This is a genomic window from Psychrobacter sp. AH5 (genome assembly GCF_040371085.1).
GTDB lineage: Bacteria > Pseudomonadota > Gammaproteobacteria > Pseudomonadales > Moraxellaceae > Psychrobacter.
Window position 1 is genome coordinate 2,232,359 of the sequence record NZ_JAMBMT010000001.1, and the last position, 24,319, is coordinate 2,256,677.

Annotated in this window: 15 protein-coding genes; 2 read left to right on the forward strand and 13 right to left on the reverse strand. The window is 45.8% G+C overall.

Annotated features, from left to right (window positions below; genetic code table 11):
* Nucleotides 1-223 precede the first annotated feature (223 nt).
* The 5 genes from ligA to M0N77_RS09495 all read right to left on the reverse strand — a co-directional run bounded on the left by ligA (nt 224) and on the right by M0N77_RS09495 (nt 10,901).
* Nucleotides 224-2,287, reverse strand: a complete 2,064-nt coding sequence (gene ligA, locus M0N77_RS09475; RefSeq protein WP_353104943.1) for an NAD-dependent DNA ligase LigA — start codon at nt 2,285-2,287, stop codon at nt 224-226.
* A gap of 145 nt (nt 2,288-2,432) precedes the next feature.
* Complete coding sequence (locus M0N77_RS09480) at nt 2,433-3,458, reverse strand: cell division protein ZipA C-terminal FtsZ-binding domain-containing protein (protein ID WP_353104944.1); 1,026 nt, start codon at nt 3,456-3,458, stop codon at nt 2,433-2,435.
* A 315-nt stretch (nt 3,459-3,773) separates the two neighbouring features.
* The gene (locus M0N77_RS09485; RefSeq protein ID WP_353104945.1) at nt 3,774-7,607 is read right to left on the reverse strand and encodes an AAA family ATPase; all 3,834 of its coding nucleotides are present in this window, start codon (nt 7,605-7,607) and stop codon (nt 3,774-3,776) included.
* Nucleotides 7,608-7,785: 178 nt separating this feature from the next.
* Nucleotides 7,786-9,759 carry an alkaline phosphatase D family protein gene (locus M0N77_RS09490; RefSeq protein ID WP_353104946.1) on the reverse strand — a complete coding sequence of 658 codons (1,974 nt, stop codon included), beginning with the start codon at nt 9,757-9,759 and terminating at the stop codon, nt 7,786-7,788.
* Between the two features lie 338 nt (nt 9,760-10,097).
* On the reverse strand, nt 10,098-10,901 hold the full coding sequence (locus tag M0N77_RS09495; protein WP_353104947.1) for a sulfite exporter TauE/SafE family protein: 804 nt from the start codon (nt 10,899-10,901) through the stop codon (nt 10,098-10,100).
* A gap of 223 nt (nt 10,902-11,124) precedes the next feature.
* Between M0N77_RS09495 and M0N77_RS09500 the strand changes: the two genes are divergently transcribed.
* Together M0N77_RS09500 and M0N77_RS09505 are read left to right on the forward strand one after the other, a co-directional pair.
* On the forward strand, nt 11,125-12,069 hold the full coding sequence (locus M0N77_RS09500; RefSeq protein ID WP_353104948.1) for a biotin--[acetyl-CoA-carboxylase] ligase: 945 nt from the start codon (nt 11,125-11,127) through the stop codon (nt 12,067-12,069).
* Nucleotides 12,070-12,103: 34 nt separating this feature from the next.
* Nucleotides 12,104-12,841 carry a pantothenate kinase gene (locus M0N77_RS09505; protein ID WP_353104949.1) on the forward strand — a complete coding sequence of 246 codons (738 nt, stop codon included), beginning with the start codon at nt 12,104-12,106 and terminating at the stop codon, nt 12,839-12,841.
* A 163-nt stretch (nt 12,842-13,004) separates the two neighbouring features.
* On the opposite strand, the gene M0N77_RS09510 is transcribed toward M0N77_RS09505, so the two are convergent.
* The 8 genes from M0N77_RS09510 to M0N77_RS09545 form a co-directional block, all read right to left on the reverse strand.
* Complete coding sequence (locus M0N77_RS09510; protein WP_353104950.1) at nt 13,005-14,192, reverse strand: isovaleryl-CoA dehydrogenase; 1,188 nt, start codon at nt 14,190-14,192, stop codon at nt 13,005-13,007.
* Between the two features lie 182 nt (nt 14,193-14,374).
* Nucleotides 14,375-15,295: a hydroxymethylglutaryl-CoA lyase gene (locus M0N77_RS09515; RefSeq protein ID WP_353104951.1), complete on the reverse strand. Its 921-nt coding sequence runs from the start codon at nt 15,293-15,295 to the stop codon at nt 14,375-14,377.
* 10 nt (nt 15,296-15,305) lie between these two features.
* Complete coding sequence (locus M0N77_RS09520) at nt 15,306-17,411, reverse strand: acetyl/propionyl/methylcrotonyl-CoA carboxylase subunit alpha (RefSeq protein WP_353104952.1); 2,106 nt, start codon at nt 17,409-17,411, stop codon at nt 15,306-15,308.
* A 108-nt stretch (nt 17,412-17,519) separates the two neighbouring features.
* Nucleotides 17,520-18,023, reverse strand: a complete 504-nt coding sequence (locus tag M0N77_RS09525; protein ID WP_353104953.1) for a hypothetical protein — start codon at nt 18,021-18,023, stop codon at nt 17,520-17,522.
* 60 nt (nt 18,024-18,083) lie between these two features.
* Nucleotides 18,084-18,896, reverse strand: coding sequence for an enoyl-CoA hydratase/isomerase family protein (locus tag M0N77_RS09530; RefSeq protein WP_353104954.1), 813 nt, complete (start codon nt 18,894-18,896; stop codon nt 18,084-18,086).
* A 280-nt stretch (nt 18,897-19,176) separates the two neighbouring features.
* A complete protein-coding gene (locus M0N77_RS09535; protein ID WP_353104955.1) occupies nt 19,177-20,787 on the reverse strand; it encodes a carboxyl transferase domain-containing protein in 1,611 nt (536 codons plus the stop codon).
* Between the two features lie 113 nt (nt 20,788-20,900).
* The gene (locus M0N77_RS09540; RefSeq protein WP_353104956.1) at nt 20,901-22,667 is read right to left on the reverse strand and encodes an AMP-binding protein; all 1,767 of its coding nucleotides are present in this window, start codon (nt 22,665-22,667) and stop codon (nt 20,901-20,903) included.
* A 291-nt stretch (nt 22,668-22,958) separates the two neighbouring features.
* Nucleotides 22,959-24,194 carry an FAD-dependent oxidoreductase gene (locus M0N77_RS09545; protein WP_353104957.1) on the reverse strand — a complete coding sequence of 412 codons (1,236 nt, stop codon included), beginning with the start codon at nt 24,192-24,194 and terminating at the stop codon, nt 22,959-22,961.
* Nucleotides 24,195-24,319 lie beyond the last annotated feature (125 nt).

Sequence of the window (24,319 nt, forward strand, 5' to 3'; positions counted from 1 at the left end):
CTGCTCTGCCCGTCCGCAAGGCGAGAACTATGCTTTTATCTTGCGCGAGGGACGAGCGCCGAGCTAAACCAGTAAAGAAAGCTAGCCTACAAACCGCATATTTCTATCTGTTAAAGAATCCGATGCTGAGGCCAGGCTTGTAAAGCTTTGTCTTTTGCAATATATCTATAATTCGGTGAGTTACGCTATCACCCACCCTACAAATCGCTTTCATATTAAAGAGTTATGATTCTTCTAACATTGCCAAAAACTCATCCTCATCGACAACCTTGATGCCCAACTTCTCCGCCTTCACCATTTTTGAGCCTGCTTTTTCTCCTGCTAGCAAGGCGGTGGTTTTAGCGGATACACTACCGACGACCTTGGCGCCAAGCGCTTGTAACTTGGCTTTGGCTTCGTCCCTTGCCATACTCGTAAGCGCGCCGGTAATCACCCAAGTTTGGCCATCTAATGGTAAATCGCTCGACGATTTTTGCTCGACCTTATCCCAATGTACCCCTGCGGCGCGCAGCCTATCAATAACTTCGATATTGTGCGGAGCGCGGAAGAACTCATAGGTCAGCTCAGCGGTGATGGTGCCAACATCAGGGGTGGCGATAAGCGCGTCCATATCGGCCGCCATCAAGCTCTCTAAATCACCAAATTGCTGGGCGAAATTCTGCGCAGTGCCCTCGCCGACACCACGAATGCCAAGGGCGTAGATAAATCGCGCTAAGGTAGTTTTTTTACTCGCTTCAATGGCTTCGATGATATTCTGTACTGATTTCTCACCGAGCTTTTCAAAGCTAATCATCTCATCGACATGCTTATGCAGCTGATAGATATCGGCAACCGTCTTGACTAGGCCATGCTCAAAGAAGCTAATGAGCCAGCGCTCGCCAAGTCCGTCGATATCCATGGCGCGGCGCGAGACAAAGTGAATCAGCGCCTCCGTCTGCTGCGCCGGACAAAATAGCCCGCCAGTACAACGCGCTAAAGCTTCATCTTCAGGCAGCACCACAGGGGATGCGCAAACCGGACAATTAGAGGGTAGCTCGACAGGCTGAGAATCTTTTGGACGCTCATCAAGCCAAACGCGAGTGACTTTGGGGATGACATCCCCTGCTCGGTGCACGCTGACCATATCGCCTGCTCTAACATCCAAGCGCTGAATCTCACCAAAGTTATGCAAGGTGACGTTGCTGACGGTGACGCCGCCGACTTTGACGGGTTCTAGTTTGCCGACAGGGGTGATCTGTCCGGTACGCCCGACTTGCCATTCGATATCATTTAAGCGCGTCATGACGGTTTCGGCAGGGAATTTATAGGCGGTGGCCCAGCGCGGTTCTCTCGATAAAAAGCCCAGTTGCTGCTGCAAAGCCAAGCTATTGACTTTAATCACCGTACCATCAATCTCAAACGGTAGCTTTTCGCGTTTTTGTATCACTGACTCATAGTACTCTTGCGCTTCGCGCGGGTTTTTGACCACTCGCACCGCGCTGACCGTAAAGCCAATATCACCAAGCCAAGCGAGTGCCGCTGATTGCGTGTTGATATGTTCAGGCAAGCCTTGATTCACTGAGTAGCCATAAAAAGCAAGCGGTCGACTGGCCGCAACCGCCGGATCTAATTGACGTAAACTTCCTGCAGCGGCATTACGCGGATTGGCAAAGGTTTTTTCTTCATGCTCAATAGCCAAACGATTGAGCCGCTCAAAACCAGCTTTTGGCATCAGCACTTCACCGCGTACTTCTAGCAGCTCGATATCTTTAGCAGCCTCTAGCCACAGCGGCAGATTACGAATGGTTTTGACGTTTTGGGTGATATCTTCGCCCGTTTGCCCATCACCGCGCGTCACCGCTTGCACATATTGACCGTGCTCGTATTTTAAGGATACCGCTAAACCATCGAGTTTTGATTCTATCTCATACTCTGGGTTTTTTTGCGCGTCATTAAGGCGGTCATTGACGCGGCGCATAAAGTTATGCAACTCATCATAATCAAAGACGTTGCCAAGCGATAACATCGGAATATCATGAGTGACTTGAGTAAAGGCCGATAGCGGTACATCACCCACTTGATTGATGGGACTATCGGGCTGGATAAGGTTGGGATACTGTTCTTCTAGCTCTATGAGTGACAGGCGCAACTGATCGTACTCGCTATCTTCTATTAGCGGAGTATCAAGCACATAATAAGCGTTATTATGAGTCTTTAGCGCTTTAATTAAAGAGCGCATTTTTGTGATAATAGCGCTATCAGTGTTTGAGTTATTTTTAGGATTATTAGTGCTTTTGGCGTCAGTCATAGTCGGTATCTATACTAGTTATTTAGCGATTGATAATAGCAACTATGATAACAATTTAGGGGGCGCTTTACAGCAAACACTAGCATAAAAAAACGCCAATTTTATCAGATAAAAATGGCGTTAAACGGTGAGTTATTTGGCTATGTTAGCCTTCATAATCACGAACTTGATTACGCAACTGCTGCTTATAATCAGGGGTAATCGGCTCATTATTTTCGTCTAACATCACCGCTTCCAAGTCGCTTGCCATCATATAAGCGATGCTCATCATGCTATCAAAGCTACGTACGGCTTGCGGATGCGGCAGTGATAAAAACAGCACGATACCGCTATAAGTATTGGTCGCTACGCTATGCGGATCAAAGGGCGCGATACCACTCTCGGTGATACCCATCATGCTGAACCAAAGCATACCTGTGCCGTCTTTTTGCTCATAGCGATGGAACATATTCATCGCCCCAAAGCGCAAACCATACTTATCTACTAAACGTAATAAATCAGCGCCGCGAATGATAGCATTTGGGCGCTCTCGGCTGGGCTGCGGTAAAATGGTAATATTGATATTGTCTTTGGCGTTAATCAGTGGGCCATTTTGCGCCTCATCAATAGGCGTCAATAGATGCTGATCAAGCACTGGGCTGTTGTCCGTGAAGCTTGGCTCCTCGGCAGTATCAATCACTGGCATCAGACTGTCAGTAGCAGATACTAGGCTTGAGAAGGCATCAAACTCTTGCTCACCTGCTACCTCCCTATGCTGCTCTTTGGCTAGCTCTGAAAACTCATTATCATCCGCCCGCTTCTGCTCAGCTTGCCAGCGCGCATAATCAGTATTGCCTTCATTATCAAAACTATGAGCAGTCTCATTACGATACTCAGGCAAATGCCGATCGTTTTGAGTAGGATTTTGGCTCAGTGGCTCATCTTCTACCACAGCATTTAGATAATCCCTATCAGGAGCAATCGTGGTCTCGCCTGCGAGGGTATCATCAAGATCAGGCTCATCAACGACATTACGCTCATGACGCGGAATAATAGGAATACCGTTTTTATCATAATTAACGACAGCCGCTTCAGTGTTTTGGCGACGCTTAAAGCTACGAATGACCATATACAGTCCTGCTAAGACGATCAAAGCAGCAATGGCAATTAATACAAACTGGATAGCGGTCATGACAGATAAATCCTAGTAACAGTAAGAGCAATGATGAAAATAACCCTAAAGGTAAAGTTATAAATGCGTCAGTAGCTTGAATGGCAATAGTCTATCACGGCTATCATACAGCGTCATCATACTGTAATAGTTTGACACGTCTTTATGGCTAGCCTGCCAAGCATACTTTGGACAAATAGAGCAAAGACACTCTATAAAATATGTAAAAATTATAACTCTGTTAATTTTACCTTAAATAATCAAGTTTGTTTACTAATTGTTGAAGCGCGTTACGTAATCTTAAATAGTTGCGGTAATAGCCTCAGTTAGCAAAAATCAGCTCTCGATGTATTTCTCTGCCTCCTCCAGCGAAACGCTCACTAACGTTGAGATGCCAGCCGTTGGCATAGTAATGCCTTTGAGCTCATCGGCAATCTGCATCGAGAGTTTGTTATGACTAATAAAGATAAACTGTAGATCATCAGCCAGCTCCCTAATAAGGTTGGTAAAACGGGCGACGTTAGCATCATCAAGCGGTGCATCGACTTCATCAAGCACACAAAAGGGCGCTGGATGCTGCTTGAATATCGCAAAAATTAGGCTCAGCGCAGTCAGAGTTTTCTCGCCGCCTGACAATACTGCTAGACGACTGTTGCGCTTGCCTTTGGGCTGCGCCATCAAGGTTAAGCCTGCGCGCCAGTGCTCTGACTTACTTGCCCCTATATCATCGGCTAGCTCTTCGGTATTTAGCGTGAGACTGGCCTGCCCGCCGCCGAACACTTTGGCAAAAAGCTTAGATAATTCGATATTGACTGACTCCAAGGTCTGCATAAATAGCGTCTTGGTAGTCTCATCGATAGAGGCGATAGCCGCGCTCAAAGTCTGCATACTCGCGGCAATATCATCCACTTGCTGGGCTAGCAGCTCTAAGCGCTCATTGACCTCAGCCAGTTCCGCTACGGCAGCGAGATTGACCGCGCCTATCTTACTGATACGCTGATGAAGTTCGGCTTGCTGATCTTGAAGCTCAGCGATTTTATCAGGACGTACCTTACGCTCATGAGTGATAAAGTCGGTGAGCAAACTTGAGACACTTATCTTGGCTTGAGGCGGCTCTTCATTACTTTTGGCTAGCATCTGATAATAGTTATCAAGCGCCTTTTGCACGTTCTGTTTAGCATCGCTAAGCTTGGACTCGCTAAGCGCTAAGGCAGTGGCTTGCTCAGCACGCTTGTTTTGCTGAGCCTGTAATTCGTTTTGTAAAGCATCCAGCGTTAGTTGCTGCGTATTATAATCAGCTTTGAGCGTCGTTAGCCCTTCTTCGCGCTCGGATAATAAGGTTTGCTGCGTATCACGCTTGGTAGTTATAGCCTGTAGCTGCTGCTGTAGTGGGGACTGCTGCTGCTGATAGCTATCACGCTTGGCTAGCAAGGATTGCTGGTGCTGCAAAGCGCTATCGCGCAGCTTTTTAGCCCGCATAAGACTGCTTAGCGTATGCTCAAGGCGCATCTCACCTTTTTGCTGCTGCAATTGTAATGCTTGCCATGCCTCCTCAGCGCTTTGACGATGGCGTTGCAACTCCTTACGCTCACCCTGTAGCTGTTGACGCAGCCGTTCGGCCTCTTTAATTTTCGGCATTAGTTTTTGTAAATCAGTTTCAATTTGCTCGCGCTCAGCAGTAAGCGCTTGCTGCTCCGTCGTAAGCTCTTGTTGTTCAGTCTCTAAAGCCAGTTTTTCGCTATGTAAGCGCTGCGCGTCCGCTTGCTGTTGTTTAAGCTTGGCCTGCTCAGTGGCTAGCTGCTGCTGATACTGATAGCTGTCGCGGATGAGCTGCTCGTTTTGTGCGCGGCTTTCATCTAAGTCTATCTTTATCGCGTCATAATCGCTTTGGCTTTTTTTTATGGCTTGTTGCCAGGTATGGATTTGCTCATCGCTATCATCAAGCAACTTGGCGAGCTGCGCTAAGCGCTCTTGCTGCTGTAAGCGCTGCGTCAAAAATTGGCTATTAGACTGACTGCCTGCTTGCTGAGTCAACTGCTTAAAATGGATCGTACCTTTAGTACTGATCAGCCAACCATCAATCGTTAATAATAAAGCCGAGGCTGGTAATACTTCTATAATTTTAGTTAATTCGATAATTTTTTTACTATTAGCTTTATTATCATCAATATATAAATAGCATTGCTGCCACAGCGCTAAACTCGGCTTAGCAATGAGCGCTGATAACGGCAGTACTTTAGCTTGCAAATCAGCGGGTAGCTCGGTGCTACAATCCTGATTTGAGCCATTATCTACCTTAGCAGGTAACCATAAGCTATGATTATTGCTAGAGGCTTTATTTTGCTTAGATTGCACCATTTGACTGTGTTGAAAATTAAGCAAACTAGGTAGATATCTGGTAAACGCTTGCGCCGAGTCGGTTTGGGCCTGGTTATCGATAAGTACCTGACTATCTAACCACAGCGCTAGCACGCTATCGAGCAGCGGTGCGTGCTGCTTCCCTTTCGCAGTTAGCTCGATTTGATTACGCAAAGTGCTGGTAGGTAGTAAGGTTTCGCTATCCGTTTCGCTAACCAAAGCTTTTCTATCTACTAAACCCTTATCAGTTTTTGCGCTTGACGCCGTTGGCTTCTCAGTAGTTTTAGGATGCAGTATTTTATGCAGAGCATCGTATTCGCCAGCCAATAGCGCCTGATTTTTTTCTTGCTGAGTCAGCTCGGTTTGCTGCTCAGTCAAACGCTGCTGCAAAGTATGCGCTTGCGGCTGCAAGTCCGCTAACCTATCAGCCACGCTATCTTGTTGACGACTGACTTGTTGGAGCTGCTGCTCTAAGTGGTCAATAATAGTATTAGCGCTGCTATTAGCAAAAGATTGAGCCTGTTGCCACAGTGTTTGCCAGCTTTGCTGACGGCGAAGCAATTTATCTTGGTTAAGCTGATGGCGTTTTTGCGCTTGGCTGTTGATCGCTAGCTGCTGTTCTAGATTGCGTGCGCTATCTTGCAAGCGCGACAGCTGACTTTGTGCCTCAGACCAAGCTTGCTGTAGCGGCTGCTCATTGGCTTGATACGTCTGACGTTTTGCCGCGAGCTTAGCAAGCTCTGGACGTAGATTATCTGTCTCGATCTGCTGCTTCGCGTACTCTGCTTCTAGCGTCTCAATCTCTACAATAGATTGCTCTCGCTGCTGCTCCAAAGTCGCTAGCTGCTGTGCGGTAGCTGTAAGTTTGGCAGTGATATCGTCAAGCTGATGCTGCGCTTGCTGAAGCTCAAGCTGCTGCTGATAATGCACGCTCTGTGATTCTTCTTTGAGCCACTGCTCTTGGTTAATTTGCGCGGTTAGTTTGTCTTGCTTAGCTTTTAGCTGCTCATAGCGAGCTTGCCGTGCCGCTACCTCAGCCGCGCTTTGCTCGTAAGTACTCTTATGCTGCTGCTGCGTTTGCTTGGCTTGGTATAACTGCTGAATCGCCAGTTGCTGCTTGATATCGGCTAGGCTCTCGTTTAGCTCATTATAACGCTGCGCGCTAGTGGCTTGACGCGCTAAGCTCTTTTGTTGCCGCACCAACTCGCTTTGCATATCCTGCAGGCGAGCTAGATTATCCTCAGTCATCGATAGCTTCTTTTGCGTCTCCTCCCGCCTTGCCTGATAACGTGAGACGCCAGCGGCTTCTTCGATAAACTCCCGCAGTTGCAGCGGGCTTGAATCAACAATACGCCCAATCATGCCCTGCTCAATCACCGCGTAACTCCGCGCGCCAAGCCCAGTTCCTAAGAACACATCGACCACATCACGGCGGCGACAGCGTGTGCCATTGATAAAATAATCAGAGCGCCCCTCTAAGTTAATTTGCCGACGTACCGATAGCTCATGATAGAGGTTGAACTCATGGCGAATACCCGTTTGCTCATCTTGCGTATGCTCAAAGGTTAGCTCAACGCTCGCCACACTTTTGGCGGATTTATTCTGCGTGCCCGCAAAGATCACATCGCTCATCGCGCCGCCACGCAATTGCTTGGCGGAGCTCTCGCCTAATACCCAGCGGATAGCATCAATGACGTTCGATTTACCGCAGCCATTTGGCCCAACGATAGCAGTGATGCCGCGAGGGAAAGTAAAAGTGGTGACATTGGCAAAAGATTTAAAGCCTGCCAGCTTAAGAGATTTTAGACGCATGAGATATCGATAAACTTGCTAAAAACAGGCGGCTATTCTACCTGAAAATGGGAGGGGGTTTTGAAGTTTGTATTCAAAGTTATAGGTAATTAAATAAGCAAGCGCTCAGCTATTTTCAATAGATGAACGCCTTTGTGGTGAGACAATATATTAACAGTCATAGAAATCAAACTAGCCGCTAGACACTTAGCTTATTTTCACCAGCAACTACTTTTAGCGTTTGTTCTACTCTACTACTATAAGTTTGTTGGAGTATGTCACTAACAAATATCCATTCGGACTGACAAGACTCAGGTGTGACGGTGATCGCCATATAACCACGGTCACTAGGATTGATATACTCTAAACCCGGTATTAGCTGAGTTAATACCGCTTTTACCTGTGCTGGGGGATTAGGAATATACTCTTCAAAGCCTGGAGAGCTGACCGAGCTAGTGGCAAATTCGACGCCAACTGCTGTGCCGTCATTCGTAGTCAAGTTATTCGCCCAAGCATTATGAGTGTCGCCTGCTAGTACTACTAAATTCTTATTTAAGCTTTTAGCGGTTGTTAATACGCGCTCACGTGCTGAGCCATAGCCATCCCAAGCATCAATGTTATAAGGAATAGGAGGCTGCTGTAACAGCGCAATATCTTTAGAGGTTAACGTTTGCGGAGCGGTTTGAGCTTTATTAACTAAGGCTAAATAAGCATTGATATCGAGCCCAAGCCTAGGATCAGCCAAATTCAAAATTACAGGCGCGGGTATATCCATACGCCCCATCAGAATCTGTTGACCAAGTATTTGCCATTTAGCATTTGATTGTTGCATCTGATTGACTAGCCAGTTGCTCTGACTAAGTCCTAACAACTCTCTACTAGGATCATTCGTTGCGGACATAAAGGCAGCAGTATCAATATAAGCGCCAACGGTAGAGTTACTTTTGATAAAATCGACATAGTTGAGCTGTTTATCACGGCCAATGACGCGGGTATCTAGCATATTGAGACTCATCAAGTTACCAAACTCAAAGCTACGGTAGATAATACTTTGTGAGTTAGTATTGGTACGTATTGGCATCCACTCATGATAAGCGGTGACAGCCTCCAGCTTCCGCTTATCCCAGCTACCCTCTTTGCTAGGTTGATGATTTAAAGCGCCATCTTCATAGGTATTGTTAGCTAGCTCATGATCATCCCATACCGCAATCATAGGTGCGGTAGCATGCAAATCTTGCAGATCTGGATCGGTCTTATATTGAGCATAACGAGTTCGATAGCTATTGAGCGTAAAAGCTTCTTGCTCTGGCATGACCTCACGATCAATGGCTGCTGCATCCTCCGAAGCATAAGCGGGTACGACATTACCCTGAGCATCAGTAGTGGTGCGGCCATATTCATAAATATAATCTCCTAGATGAATAAGAACATCTAAATCATTACGCCTGGCAGCATCAGCATAAACATGGAAAAACCCAGCGGAATAGTTGGCACAGCTAAAAACGGCCATTTTGACTTGGTTGACTTGTCCAACAGGTAAGGTCTTAGTTTTACCAACACGGCTTGCCTTATTGCCTACTACAAACTGGTAGTAATAAACTGTATTAGGCTCTAAGCCCTCGACATCCACCTTGACAGTATAATCCTTGATAGCACTCGTTGTTACCTCGCCTTGCTTAATTACCTTATTCATTTGCGAATCACTAGCTACAAACCACTTAACTACAAATTGGTAAGAGCCTACTCTCTGCGGGGTTACCCTTGTCCACAATATCACACGATCCGCTAAAGGATCGCCACTAGCAACGCCGTGATCAAAGCTAATAGCAGCATCAATAAAGGTATTATCGTTATCATCATTACACCCTGCTAAGCCTAGACTGCTAGCACCTACAGCCGCCACGCCTATAGAACCAAAGCCCTGAATAAAGCGGCGTCTATTGAGGGCTATTTTATCTTGAGGACTATTATCAGGTGGTGATTGAGATAAGCGGTTGTCAACAGCAGGCCTAGAGGAGGGAGTATCGATAGGGTTCTGTAAGGTATCAATAAAAGCATTATGAATAACTTTTTTATTATTGATGTTATTTACGTCACTTTTGATAGCACTCTGTTTATCCGTAGCGTTTTTATCAATGCTATTTTTTACGGTTTTATCATCATCTTGCTTCATGGTAGTGCATCCTTGTACTATAATTTGCCATCTAAATAGCGACCTATAACGGATAGGCTGCATGGTCATCTTCCCTGATCTTCTATCTAATCGACTAATCTTCCTGATTTAATTAAATAGAGATATACAAAATGTTATCATAAACCTTTAATTATAGGTGGTGTTTTAAAAAGTATGCTGGCGATAAAAGTCAATAAGAAATCTATGCTAAGTTCTCTGATTCTATAGGGCTTTCAAGGCTTCAAAAATTGTTCAAATTTTAATCAGCATACTTTTTGACACACCACCTAATTATAAATACCATATTATTTAGTTATAAAGAGCTTAATAAACAAAACCTAAATTACCCCAATGCCGCCTAAAAACAACTGACCGCCTGCAAATATCAGTAGCACGCCAAAAGCCCGTTTTAGCATCAGCGCCGGTAATTGATGCGCCAGCTTTGCGCCGACTTTGGCGGTGATAAAGCTCGCTATCGAGATACAAATAAAACCTATGATATGCACGAAACCTATTGTGCCTGCAGGCAGATTAGTGACGTCTTGACCAAACCAAGCAAAGCCTAGCGCGCCTGCCACGGCAATGGGTAGACCACAAGCGGCAGAGGTGCCAACGGCCTGCTTCATCGGTAGCCCCGCCCAATTCAAAAACGGCACGGTCAAACTACCGCCGCCAATCCCAAAGATAGAGGACGCCATGCCAATGCCTGTACCCGCGCCTACTTGGATGCCTTTGGACGGTAGCGGCTTGCCTAGCTGTTCTTTATTGGAGAAAAACAGCATTTTTAGTGCCACTAATAACGCGCCAATACCGATGATGGCTTGTAGGGCTTGCCCATCGATCCTATCGGCAATGCCTGCGCCAACCACACTGCCCATGACTAGGCCGATAGCCATACCGCGCCAAATCTCCCAACGCACACCGCCGCGCTTATTATGGGCTGTGAGTGAGCTGATAGAGGTAATAATAATGGTCGCCAAAGAAGTGCCAACCGCTAAATGAGTGACGACCTCGGGTGAGAAATTATAGGCAGTAAAGATCCAAACTAGCGCAGGCACGATAATCATGCCGCCGCCAATACCGAATAAACCGGCACAGACTCCGGCAAAGGCGCCTGCAATCACAAACCATACATATAGCATTATCGAAATCCTTATTATTTTGCGCTCATTGTCTTAGCTATTTTTTGGCTTATCTTTTAGCAAGCGCATTTTTAGCTCATAATAACTAGGCTAGCCAAGAATGGCCTATAATAGCATGCGCTTAGTACTTCAATATTTGTATCATTATCTTATTCGATACTCTATAAACCTCTTTATTTAGGCGCAGACCCTTTATTTATTAACTACTATAGCGACTTCCCTTATGCCTTTATCTACCACTATTGATAGTCTCTCTGAGCTTAATCATCGTCATGTGATCACTAGCGTATCGACCAATAGTGAGCTGATAGAAGCCCTACAGTCTAATACTTTAGCTACTAGTGAGAGACAGCTGTTGACGGCTGAAACACAAACAGCTGGCCGTGGTCAACATACCCGCTCTTGGCAATCGCCGGCTGGTAATATTTACTTATCGCTTTATCATCCAATCGATATGGCTATTAGTGGTCTGCTATCGTTAATCGTCGGTTTAGAGCTGGCAAAAATGCCTATTATTCAGACGCTTAATGAGCGCTTAGAGAGGCAAGGCAAACCTTCTATCGGAGTAAAATGGGCGAATGATTTAGGCTTTTATACGCTGCCAGAGCAAGATAAAACGCTGGATTTGGCTAAAAACAATATTATAGCTTTTAGCAAATTAGCGGGCATTTTGATTGAGCCGGTACTATTGGGCGGCAAACTAACAGGCGTGGTAATAGGGGTAGGTTTAAATGTGGCAGCGACTCCTAAGCTGTCCATGCAAACCTTGGAGGGTATGAGCTATCAAGCGCTTAGCCTACGAGATGTCAATGAATCGCTGCAAGATGATAAGCTACAATCCTTACCAAGCTTAACCCTTATTTACCATCAAATCAGTCAAGCTTTGCTAAATGCTATCCACTGCTTCAAAAACATAGCGGCCGAAAAGTCTAATCTGCAAACTAACCTTTATAAGCGCGCAACGACGCAATTTAATAAGCAGTTTGAGCAGCATGATGCCCTAAAGAATCTAAGAATACGGATTACTCAAAACCTGAATAATAAAGAGCACGTTATCGAAGGGTTGGCCTGCGGTATCGATACAAACGGCTGTTTGCAATTAAAGCAAGATAACGGTAATATTTCAGCACTTTTTACCGGTCGCATTGATGTCATAAATGAGGCTTAACGAGCGCTAGATAAAGGGCCAATAAGGAAGAACTATGCTCTGGTTAGATCTTGGCAATACTCGACTCAAATACTGGTTGACCGATGATATCGGACAGATGATCACCTATGACGCCAAGCAGCATCTGCAAGCGCCGGCTGAGCTGCTTATGGGTTTGACCGATCGCTTTGAGCGTTATGCGCCGGACTTTATTGGTATCTCATCGGTATTGGGTGACGAGCTTAACGCTAGAGTCGCTGAGACTTTAAGCCGGCTAAATATCCCCTTCGAGTTCGTCAACGTCGATGCCGCGCATGCGCTGATGAGCAGCCGCTATGATGCCAAGCAGTTAGGCTGTGATCGTTGGTTGCAGATGCTAGGCGCGGTAGATAAAAAAAAGCGCCAGTGTGTGGTGGGCTGCGGTACGGCGGTGACGATAGATTTGATCGATCATGCTGAGCATTTAGGGGGTTATATCTTCCCAAGTATCTACTTGCAGCGCGAATCGCTGTTTTCGGGCACTAAGCAAATTACTATCTCCAACGGCACGTTCGATAATATTACGCAAGGGTTGACCACGCAAGACGCGGTGCATCGCGGTATCTTATTATCTATCGTTGGCGCTATCAATGAGATTACCCATCGTCATCCTAACTTTGAGCTGATCATGACGGGCGGCGATGCCAATATTATCGCTGAGCATGTCAATCGTCCGGTGCGTCTGCGTGATGATTTATTGCTTAACGGCTTGGCTAGATATTTTGATTATAGTAAGAAGCAGTTAGTGGTTTAGCCACATAATAAAATAATAGTTATCGTAGGGTGTGGTTAGTTTTATTAAATTCTCCTAGAGAATGCCAATAAAACGTAACCCACCATTGTTAATATTCACTTACTCCAAATGGCGGGTTACGCTGCGCTAACCACACCCTACGTCATTATCACTCTAGCTTCAACTACTTAGTCTCATTAAAGAGTTCACGCCCGATCAGCATCCGGCGAATCTCGCTCGTCCCTGCGCCAATCTCATATAGCTTGGCATCGCGCCATAAACGTCCAAGTGGATACTCATTGGTATAGCCATTACCGCCGAAGATCTGAATGCCCTCGCCTGCCATCCAAGTGGCTTTTTCCGCGCACCACAAGATAACACTAGCACAGTCTTTACGCACTTGACGGCTATGACCAGCGCCTTGTGCGTCTAGCATATCGAGATTTTTGCCGACCGTGTATAAAAAGCTACGCCCTGCTTGCAAAATCGTGTACATATCGGCAACTTTACCTTGAATAAGCTGAAACTCACCGATAGCTTGACCGAATTGCTTACGGTCATGAATGTACGGCACGACATTATCCATCACCGCTTGCATAATACCGATAGGGCCTGCGGCCAATACCGCGCGCTCATAGTCAAGGCCGCTCATTAGCACTTTCACGCCATTATTTAAGCCGCCTAAGATGTTTTCTTTGGGGACTGTAACATTATTAAAAGTCATCTCACCGGTATGGCTACCGCGCATACCGAGTTTATCGAGCTTTTGTGCGGTACCAAAACCTTCCATACCTTTTTCGATAATAAAGGCAGTAATCCCTTGCGCGCCAAGCTCAGGATTAGTCTTGGCATACACCACCATTACGTCGGCATCTGGGCCATTGGTAATCCACATCTTGCTACCGTTTAGCACGTAAGCATCGCCTTTATCGATGGCTTTGAGCTTCATACTAGTGACGTCAGAACCCGCGCCCGTCTCACTCATCGCTAACGCACCGATGAACTCACCGCTGATGAGTTTGGGTAAAAATTTCTGCTTTTGTGCCTCTGAGCCGTTACGCTTAATTTGATTGACACAGAGATTTGAGTGCGCGCCGTAGCTTAGACCGATAGAAGCTGAGGCGCGGCTAATCTCTTCCATCGCTACCATATGCGCCACATAACCCATATCAGCGCCGCCATATTCCTCAGGGACAGTAATGCCATGCAAGCCTAACTCGCCCATTTTTTGCCAGAGATCCATTGGGAACTGATCACTACTGTCAATCTCGCTTGCGCGCGGGGTGATCTCTTTAGCCGCAAACTGCGCCACCACATCGCGCAGAGCATCAACATCTTCGCCAAGCTGAAAATCTAAACCGGGTAAACTCATAATAATTCCTTATTTATAATCTTTAACACTATTAATAAAATTAGATTACTTATATAAAAAGATAGTATGGCTGGAATAAATTTTTTGAAGCCTCTGGAGTGATGAAGTTACACAGTAAGCAAATGAAATTTGTCCCAGCTAGACGCAGCGGTAGATATTTATATTAATTACAATAGGGTTACTTAAGCGGAACGCTTGTTAATCAAAGCCCGCGCGACATTGGAGTCGTTACGACGTCCTAAAAACTCACTAATACGCTCGCCGGCGATGACTAATTTATCTAAATCAATACCAGTCTCAATCCCCATGCCATGCAGCATGTAGACCACATCTTCGGTGGCGACATTGCCCGTAGCGCCTTTAGCATAAGGACAACCGCCTAGCCCCGCAACTGAAGTATCAAATTCGCTCACTCCCATCTCAAGCGCCGCTAAAGTATTGCTCAGCGCCTGTCCATAAGTATCATGAAAGTGCCCTGAGATATACTCAATATCAATGTAGTCTAATGCCGCTTGCAGCGCTTTTTTTACCTTAATAGGCGTACCTACTCCAATCGTATCAGCGATGCCGATCTGCTCAGCGCCAATCTCAACCAAGCGCCTAGTCACATAAGCGACTTGGCTGGGGTCAATCTCGCCCTCATAAGGACAGCCAACTGTGCAGGAGATGACGCCGCGAACCTTGATACCTTGTGCCTTGGCAGCAGCAGCTACTGGCGCAAAACGTTCAATGCTTTCATCGATACTACAATTGATGTTTTTTTGACTAAAGGTTTCGCTCGCTGAGGCGAAAATAACAACCTCATCAGGGTGATGGATGACAGCATTGTCAAAGCCGCGCATATTGGGCACGAGCACTGAATAGATAACGTCATCCGATCTACTAGGGGCAAGTGCTGCCATCAAATCGCTATTATCGCCCATCTGTGGCACCCATTTAGGCGAGACGAAGCTAGTGACCTCTAACTTCTTCACCCCTGCCGCGATTAAATCCTCGATTAGCGCTTGCTTGATAGCAGTCGGTACGGTCATTGACTCGTTTTGTAAACCATCACGCGGACTGACATCGACGATAGTGACATGCTTTGGGTAAGCGTTATTCATAGTATTGTCCTTAAGCCTCGCTAGTCTCGCTATCAATACGCAGTAGCTCATCACCATCGGCAACTAAGTCGCCCGCTGCAAATAACAGTTCTGCTACCACCCCATCCGTTGGTGCAGTAATAGTATGCTCGATTTTCATTGCTTCAATGACTGCAAGCGCCTCGCCTTGTTTGACCTTATCACCGACAGCGACTTTAAAGGCGATAACTTGTCCGGGCATAGGCGATTTTAGGCTACCGACTGCGGCAGACTCTTCGCCTACATGCAGCATCAAGTCAATCAGTTTAATCTGATCGCGGCCAGTATCAGTAAAGACATAAACTGTCTCGTTATGCGTCCAGCTTTGCGCTTTTATACGGGCGCCGTCAAGCCATAAACTATGATTATGAGCATCATCGCTACGATAGCTGACCTGAGCTTTATACAAAGTCTCGGCTATCTGTTTTATATCAGTCTCAGTGCCATGATCATCTTCGATAGTAAGTAAAAAGCGATTGGTATTATCTGTATCTTTTTGACTAGTGGCATGACTCGCATTATGCAAATCGCTAATGCGCGCCAGGTAATTTTGCTCATTATAAGTTAGGTTAAAGGTACGCGTATAGTCGGTATAAGCACGGAACGCCGATGCCTGACTAAAAGGGTCATTAACGTTAGCATCGATGTTAATTCTGTTTTTCTCACGAGCCAACTGCTGCACAATAGCCGTCGTCACCAACGTCGATAACTCTAGTGGATGCTGATTGAATAGCTCATCGGCTTCACGCTCAATCAAAGCGGTATCGAGATTGGCCTGACTAAAGGAATTCGTATTAATCACATAGCGCAAAAAAGCCACGTTATTGGGTAGTCCGACAATACGAGTCAATGCTAATGCCTGATCGAGTTTAGCCAAAGCTTGCGTACGTGTCGGGGCATGGACGATAAGCTTGGCAATCATCGAATCATAAAAAGGACTAATCACATCGCCTTGACGCACGCCGTCATCGATGCGCACATCATCGACCACAAAGGTGCTATGTTTTGGCTTTTGATAAGTAAACAGCGTACCCGTCGCCGGTAAAAAGTCATTATCTGGATTTTCAGCACAGATGCGCGCTTCAATGGCGTGACCGCTTATCCTTAGGTCTTCTTGAGATTTGGGTAATTTCTGACCCGCTGCCACCCGTAATTGCCACTCTACCAAATCAACACCAGTAATCGCTTCACTCACAGGATGCTCGACTTGCAGACGGGTATTCATCTCCATAAAATAAAAATGCATGCCCTCCTCGCGCTGCTCAACGATAAACTCGACCGTACCGGCACCGACATAATCGACCGCGCGCGCGGCATCGATCGCCGCCTTACCCATCGCGCTACGCATGGACTCATCGACGTCAGGCGCAGGCGCTTCTTCTAGTACCTTTTGATGACGGCGCTGTACTGAGCAGTCGCGCTCAAACAGATGCACATAATTACCGTGACTATCGCCGAACACTTGGATCTCGATATGACGCGGTTTTAGCGCATACTTCTCAATCAATACTTGGTCGTTACCAAAACTAGTAATGGCTTCACGGCGACAAGAGTCTAATAAATCGCTAAAGTTTTTGCTATCTTCGACAATACGCATACCTTTACCGCCGCCGCCCGCACTGGCTTTAATCAGTACCGGATAGCCAATAGCATCTGCTTGCGCCTTTAAAAACTCAGCCTCTTGGTTGTCACCATGGTAGCCTGGAATCAACGGCACACCAGCCGCTTCCATCAAGCGCTTGGATTCAGATTTGCCGCCCATTGCTCGAATAGCATCGGCTGATGGTCCAATAAACACTAAACCCGCCTTTTGACACGCCTCAGCAAAGTCGGCGTTCTCACTCAAAAACCCGTAGCCAGGATGAATTGCCTCAGCGCCGCGCTCCTTAGCAATAGCAATAATAGCATCGCCTTTTAGGTAGCTGTCCTTTGGCGCAGAGCCACCCAAATAAACGGCTTCATCACACACCGCCACATGCTTGGCATGGCGGTCGGCATCTGAGTAAACCGCGACCGTACGCACGCCCATGCGCTTGGCAGTAGCGGCAACTCGGCAAGCAATTTCACCGCGGTTGGCGATTAGTATTTTGGAGAACATAGGAGTCCTTTTAGCATGTTTTTATAAAAATTTAGATCAAAATGGTTTTTGTACATACTACTTAATGAATAATTTGGAGAATCTATAATTTCATTGAAAAATGTTAAATCAGATGTCTTTTGCATTTCCAATTGCATAATGGGGAATATAGTAATCTGAATCGAAAGTGATCTCATTACCCTGCATACTAAATCTACCCATTGTCACCATACCGCAGTCTTCATCGTGCTCAAAAACTTCGTAAATAAATGGTTTATTGTCTTCAAGATAGTAACAACAATGAAGTAATTTATCTCGTTCAATCCATACGCTACGCGTCTTTACTAAAAACTTATTTTCTCCATCAATAACATGATAGTCACAAAAGCCGATCTCTTGGTTTAATTCATCGTAGTCATATTCTCTATAACCTAATATAGTATGATGATTTCTTCCATAAAGTACTGATGTTAGCAAATATCCATTATCATCATATTCAGAAATCTCTTTAGAAACTAGTTTTTCGTCTTTGTCCAAAACCACAATCACAGTAGCTTTGTCTCTGCTATCTCGATAGTAAATAGTTGTGTAAGGGTCGTTTTCAGTCGCTTCAAAAACTTCAGTTGTAATCATAAAGGTTGGATGGAATTATCATCAATTTAGTTAATTTAGAGAGAACGTATTAAGTAAAATTTACGCCAACCAATCAGGCTTACGCTTTTGCAAAAACGCTTGCACCCCTTCCTTACCTTGCTGGGAGGAACGAATATCAGCAATCTGTCTTACCGTATCAGTGATTAACTCATCGTCTATTGTCGCGCCTGCAATATCATGCAAAAGTCGCTTGCACGTCTTGACCGCATCAGGGCTATTATTGACAATCTTGGCGCATATTGCAGCCACTCTATCTTGCAACTCGTCCTCGTTAACTCGCTCATGAATAAAGCCAAGTTGACGCGCTTTTTTGGCATCGAACACTTCAGCCGTTAAAAAATAACGCTGTGAGGCACGCGCACCTAATGCTTTGATCACATAAGGACTAATAGTCGCTGGAGCAAGGCCTAAACGCACCTCACTCAAACAAAAGTTAGCATTTTTCACTGCAATAGCGATATCACACACCGCGACGAGTCCCATACCGCCCGCATAAACATCCCCTTGAATAGCGGCAACCGTAGGTTTTGGGCACTGATAAATGGTTTTGAGCATTTGCGCAAGTTTATCGGCATCGGCTAGGTTTTCTTCATAGTCATAATCTGCCATCGCGCGCATCCAATTGAGATCGGCTCCTGCACAAAAGGCTTTACCTTCGGCAGCTAGTACAATAACGCGAACTTGCTCATCTGCGCCTAACTCATTAAATACTGACGTTAATTGGCCAATCATCTCATCGTTAAAAGCATTGCGAATCTCTGGACGATTTAAGGTTACGGTTGCGACGTAGTTTTCTACCGTTACTAATAGGTTTTTATAGTTGGATGTATTTTTAAAGATATCGTTTTGCATTTTTTGCTCTTTGTGTTCAAGTTAGTTGAATACTTCTTTATTCGTTAACTGATTTTGATTTTTGATCTAACTTTAAGCTATTTAAATTCATTATTGTAGAGTAGGTTAATTTTTTAGACTCTCGTAGAGAACGCCGATAAAACGTAACCCACCGTATTGCTTTACTCTAATAGAAAATCTTATTCAAAAGATTTTCCTTGCAAGCTTAACGAAGCAGTGCTTCGTTTTTACAGCTTTCAGGTTACGCATTCGCTAACCTACCCTACACAAAGCACATCAATCACATTCTAAATATACCAAAAGTCGTCTCTTCAATTGGCGCATTATGAGCGGCGCTGAGTCCTAATGCCAACACCTGACGGGTATCGGCCGGATCGATGACGCCGTCATCCCAAAGACGTGCGGTGGCATAATAAGGATGGCCTTGCTCTTCGTACATCTCACGAATCGGCGCTTTAAAGGCTTCTTCGTCCTCCTGACTCCACGACTCGCCTTTACGCTCAAAGTTATCACGCTTGACCGTAGCCAGTACCGACGCCGCTTGCTCACCGCCCATTACTGAGATACGCGCGTTCGGCCACATCCACAGAAATCTTGGATCGTAAGCGCGGCCACACATGCCATAGTTACCTGCGCCAAATGAGCCACCGACAATCACGGTAAATTTAGGCACTTTAGCATTGGCAACCGCCATCACCATTTTGGCACCATGACGAGCAATCCCTTCGTTCTCATACTTGCGCCCGACCATAAAGCCGGTGATGTTTTGCAGGAACACTAAGGGGATTTTGCGCTTACAGCATAGCTCAATGAAATGCGTGCCTTTTTGCGCCGACTCACTAAACAAGATGCCGTTATTGGCAATAATACCAACGGGCATACCTTCGATATGGGCAAAACCGCAAATAAGGGTATTAGCAAAACGCGCTTTGAATTCATCAAAGGCACTATCATCAACGATACGGGCGATAATCTCTTTAATATCAAAAGGCTTGCGCTTATCCGTCGGGATAATGCCGTATAATTCTTTGTCATCGTAACGTGGCGGACGCGGAGTAATTTGATTGGCAATTACTTTTGCATCGCGATTTAAATGCCCAACGATATCACGGGCTATCGATAACGCATGGGTGTCGTTTTGCGCTAGATAATCAACCACCCCTGATAGCCGCGTATGCACATCACCGCCGCCCAAATCCTCCGCGCTGACCTCTTCACCGGTCGCCGCTTTGACCAGCGGCGGGCCCCCTAAGAATATCGTCCCTTGATCTTTGACGATAATAGATTCATCGCTCATCGCCGGCACATAAGCGCCACCCGCCGTACAGCTCCCCATCACTACCGCGATTTGTGGAATGCCCGCTGCGCTTAGATTGGCTTGGTTAAAAAAGATACGCCCGAAGTCGTCTTTGTCCGGGAATACCTCGTCTTGATTGGGTAGATTCGCGCCGCCAGAATCAACGAGATAGACGCACGGCAGATGATTTTGTTGAGCGATTTCTTGCGCGCGCAGATGCTTTTTGACCGTCATTGGATAGTACGTGCCGCCTTTCACCGTCGCATCATTACAGACGATCATGCACTCAATACCATTAATGCGCCCAATACCGGCAATTACTCCCGCCGCTGGAATATCTTCGCCGTACATATTGTAAGCTGCCATCGGCGCGACTTCCAAAAAAGGCGTGCCAACATCAAGTAGACGCTCTACGCGCTCGCGGGGCAATAGCTTACCGCGCGCTAAATGCTTAGCTCGTGCCCGCTCTGATCCGCCTTGCGCAATTTTATTTAAATGCTGATATAAATCATCAACGATAGCTTGCATTGCCGCGCTATTTTGCTGAAATTCAGCGGAGTTGGGACTTAATTTACTGGTAATAACAGCGCTCATGATATTCCTTCTTTATACTTGTATATTTAACTCGCAACTCTCTAAATAGGTTGGCTTAGGCTGTGGCTTTAGCCTACAAAGAACATTTATCTTAAAATAATAACTATTTAAGATTACGCCAATCCCAACTCTTCTTTCATTTGCTCAATAATTTTATATTTTTGAATTTTACCGGTAATTGTCATCGGATACTCAGCGACAAAACGATAATAAGTCGGAATTTTATAGTGAGCGATATGCTCTTGACAGAACTGTTTGACCTCTTCTTCACTCAAACAGCCCTGCTCTTTTGGGATAATCCAAGCTGCTAACACCTCACCATAACGATCATCAGGAATGCCGACGATCTGTACGTCACGAATCTTTGGATGGCGATAAAGATAGTTTTCAATCTCCACCGGATAGATATTTTCGCCGCCGCGAATCACCATGTCTTTACTACGTCCGACTATCTTCACGTAGCCATCTTCATCCATCGTTGCTAGATCGCCGGTATGCATCCAGCCATCCTGTATAGCCTCGCGAGTCTTGAAGCGGCTACCCCAATAGCCTTTCATCACTGAATAGCCTTTGGTGAGTAGCTCGCCTGTTTCGCCAATAGGTAGAATCTCACCGCTTTCGGTATCGACAACTTTGACCTCAAGCGCCGGTTGAACCAGTCCGACAGTGGAGACTTGCTTTTCAAGCGGGGTATGCTTATTGGTCTGACAAGAGACCGGGCTAGTCTCAGTCATGCCATAAGCGATGGTGACCTCACTCATATGCATCTTGTCGATGACTCGGCGCATCACCTCAATCGGACAGCTCGAGCCTGCCATAATACCGGTACGCAGACTCGATAGATCAAATTTGTTAAAATCAGGATGGTCCAGCTCAGCGATAAACATCGTCGGCACCCCATGCAGCGCCGTACATCTCTCCGCTTCTACCGTCTCTAACACTGTCAATGGCTCAAAACCATCATTGGGATAAACGATACAACCGCCATGTGTCAGAATCGCAAGATTACCTAATACCATACCGAAGCAGTGATAAAGCGGTACGGGGATACACAGCCTATCCTCTTCTGTAAGGTTCATCGCCTCACCGATAAAGTAGCCGTTATTTAGGATATTACGGTGGCTCAGCGTTGCGCCTTTTGGGGTGCCAGTGGTACCGCTAGTGAACTGCACATTGATAGCATCGGTGTTTTTGAGCTGCGCTTGACGCTGTGTCACACGCGGATCATTAGCATCCCCTTCGGCTATCCAATCCGAGAACTTCTGCATAAAGCTGACATCCTCAGTGTCATCAGGCCCATCAATCCAAATAATACGCTCAACGGTCGGTATCTCGACCAAATCAAGCTGATTAAAAGTCTTATGGTAAATCTCCGGACACAGCTCACGAATCATTTGCGCATAATCGCTGCTCTTAAAATGACGCATCAATACTAGTGCCGAGCAGCCAAGCTTATTTAAGGAGTATTGCAGCTCAAAGGTGCGATAGGCTGGATTGATATTGACTAAAATGACGCCGACTTTAGCTGTGGCAAGCTGCATAAGTAGCCACTCGCTATTATTGTGCGACCAGATACCGATACGATCGCCGATCTCAAGCCCCATCTCGATAATGGCGCTGGCAAGCTTATTAACCTGCTGTTGTAGCTGCTTGTAAGTCCAGTGAATATTTTGATGACGTACTACTAGGGCTTCACGTTCAGGGTATTTGGCAACAATAGCGTCAAAAAAATCGCCGATAGTCGCTTCTATCAGCGCTACATCGGGCCCCTTATCATAGCTCTGTGTCAAAGGTGCATTAGCTGAGCGCGCGCCCATGTTGATTTGTGGAATATTATTTAAAATATCATCAAAAGCGGTATTGGAGGAAGGTTGAGTCATAACGAATCCTTTCGTTTTACTTTTTATTCATATTACTATCATAAGAGTACCTATGTTGTAGGCAAACTTATGTTCCTTGTCTATCATTTACAGCACAGCGATTACTATAACGCCTAAAACGAAATGCTGTCAATAATATCGATACATAATGTCTCACTTATATAAGTAATGAATTGTTTCTATAGCAGCTACTAATCACAAAAAACAGTATAAAAAAGCCAATTACTTATCAAAATAAATAATTGGCGGTTGCTTGGGATGTAATAGCTAGTGGTTTATCAAAAGTCGCTTCTACACATTAGCAGTGGGTGGCAGCTTAGTGGAGACTGTCGCCGTGACTTGTTGATTATCATCGAATAACTCCATCACTAGCTCGTCGTCCGTTTCTGTTTTTACTTGCCAATCCCCAGTCGCTTGCGGCGTGCCAACTACTGTTACTGCAATCGCTTTATTTTTTAGACGAATCATTGGCGGCTTATGATCATAACCAGCATGCTCATGACCCAAAATATCGTCCGCGATAGTTGCCGCCTGCGCTCGCAGCGGCGCGACATAACGACAGGCCACGCCATCTATCGACATACAATCACCGATGGCATAAATGATATTAGTAGCGTGATCAAGCTCTGCAGATTTAGCGCGCAAAGTTGCCGCATCGACGACGATGCCAGTACGGCGATCAAATTCAACCCCTGCCGCTGTAGGTAGTTTGCTGTCGATCACAAGTCCAGCACTAGCAATCACGTGATCGACTATCAATGTGGCTGGTTGTTTAGCTGCTGACTCTTCTTTGCTTGCTAGTGGTTCACAACTCACTTGTAGGGTATCATCTTCATTTCGCGTGACACTAGTCACTTGATAGCCGCCCAAAAACTCGATACCTTGCGACTGGATAGCTTTGGCAATACGCGCTGTTGCTTTTGCTGGTAGCATTTGCGCAAGAGGCGCCTCGTTGAGATCTATCAAGGTAATTTTGTGACCGGCTTTGAGCAAGTCTTCAGCGATCTCAGTACCGACCATTCCCGCGCCAACGATAGCTACATGCTGACTGCCAGTCGCTAGCTTTTCTTGTAGCTGTCCAAAGCGCTCGATATGGTTGACGTGCCAGACCAAATCCTCTGGCAAACTCTTTGGAAATATCGGCTGCGCGCCCATCGCTAGCACTAGCTTGTCATAGCCAAGCGTCGCATAATTAGTATATACAGGATCAGAGCGAAGCGCCGAGACAAGATGTAGCTGTTGACTGCTTGAATCAATATCACTGACTTGCGTATTGGCGAGCAATTTTATATTAGCAGCCTCTGCAGCTTTACTACCAGTCGCTCGCACTAGATCAGCCGGCTGTTTATTTTGGCTAATAGCCATGGTCAGCATCGGCTTGTGATAACGATCGCCATTATCAGCGGTAATTAAAGTAATTGGAATCTGTTTATCTTTACTACGAATAGCATCGACGACATGCCAGCCTGCTAGGCCTGCACCTACGATAACAACACCTGATGTTTTGGACGGATTTTCCACACTCATAATGGCTCCAAGATAGCTTTTATAGTTGTTTGCATTAAACATGCTTTAGGGCACTGGTAGCTATTGTAGCAGCAAAACAGGAACACTTGTAAGCTGAGAGTAAATAGTAAAAATTAGCCACAAAA

What these genes read in the sequence shown, in the direction of transcription:
- M0N77_RS09500 (WP_353104948.1), top strand. Translation starts at nt 11,125, where the DNA reads ATGCCTTTATCTACCACTATTGATAGTCTCTCTGAGCTTAATCATCGT.
- M0N77_RS09515 (WP_353104951.1), bottom strand. Translation starts at nt 15,295, where the DNA reads ATGAATAACGCTTACCCAAAGCATGTCACTATCGTCGATGTCAGTCCG.
- M0N77_RS09495 (WP_353104947.1), bottom strand. Translation starts at nt 10,901, where the DNA reads ATGCTATATGTATGGTTTGTGATTGCAGGCGCCTTTGCCGGAGTCTGT.
- M0N77_RS09535 (WP_353104955.1), bottom strand. Translation starts at nt 20,787, where the DNA reads ATGAGCGCTGTTATTACCAGTAAATTAAGTCCCAACTCCGCTGAATTT.
- M0N77_RS09545 (WP_353104957.1), bottom strand. Translation starts at nt 24,194, where the DNA reads ATGAGTGTGGAAAATCCGTCCAAAACATCAGGTGTTGTTATCGTAGGT.
- M0N77_RS09520 (WP_353104952.1), bottom strand. Translation starts at nt 17,411, where the DNA reads ATGTTCTCCAAAATACTAATCGCCAACCGCGGTGAAATTGCTTGCCGA.
- M0N77_RS09505 (WP_353104949.1), top strand. Translation starts at nt 12,104, where the DNA reads ATGCTCTGGTTAGATCTTGGCAATACTCGACTCAAATACTGGTTGACC.
- M0N77_RS09480 (WP_353104944.1), bottom strand. Translation starts at nt 3,458, where the DNA reads ATGACCGCTATCCAGTTTGTATTAATTGCCATTGCTGCTTTGATCGTC.
- M0N77_RS09490 (WP_353104946.1), bottom strand. Translation starts at nt 9,759, where the DNA reads ATGAAGCAAGATGATGATAAAACCGTAAAAAATAGCATTGATAAAAAC.
- M0N77_RS09510 (WP_353104950.1), bottom strand. Translation starts at nt 14,192, where the DNA reads ATGAGTTTACCCGGTTTAGATTTTCAGCTTGGCGAAGATGTTGATGCT.
- M0N77_RS09530 (WP_353104954.1), bottom strand. Translation starts at nt 18,896, where the DNA reads ATGCAAAACGATATCTTTAAAAATACATCCAACTATAAAAACCTATTA.
- ligA (WP_353104943.1), bottom strand. Translation starts at nt 2,287, where the DNA reads ATGACTGACGCCAAAAGCACTAATAATCCTAAAAATAACTCAAACACT.
- M0N77_RS09525 (WP_353104953.1), bottom strand. Translation starts at nt 18,023, where the DNA reads ATGATTACAACTGAAGTTTTTGAAGCGACTGAAAACGACCCTTACACA.
- M0N77_RS09540 (WP_353104956.1), bottom strand. Translation starts at nt 22,667, where the DNA reads ATGACTCAACCTTCCTCCAATACCGCTTTTGATGATATTTTAAATAAT.
- M0N77_RS09485 (WP_353104945.1), bottom strand. Translation starts at nt 7,607, where the DNA reads ATGCGTCTAAAATCTCTTAAGCTGGCAGGCTTTAAATCTTTTGCCAAT.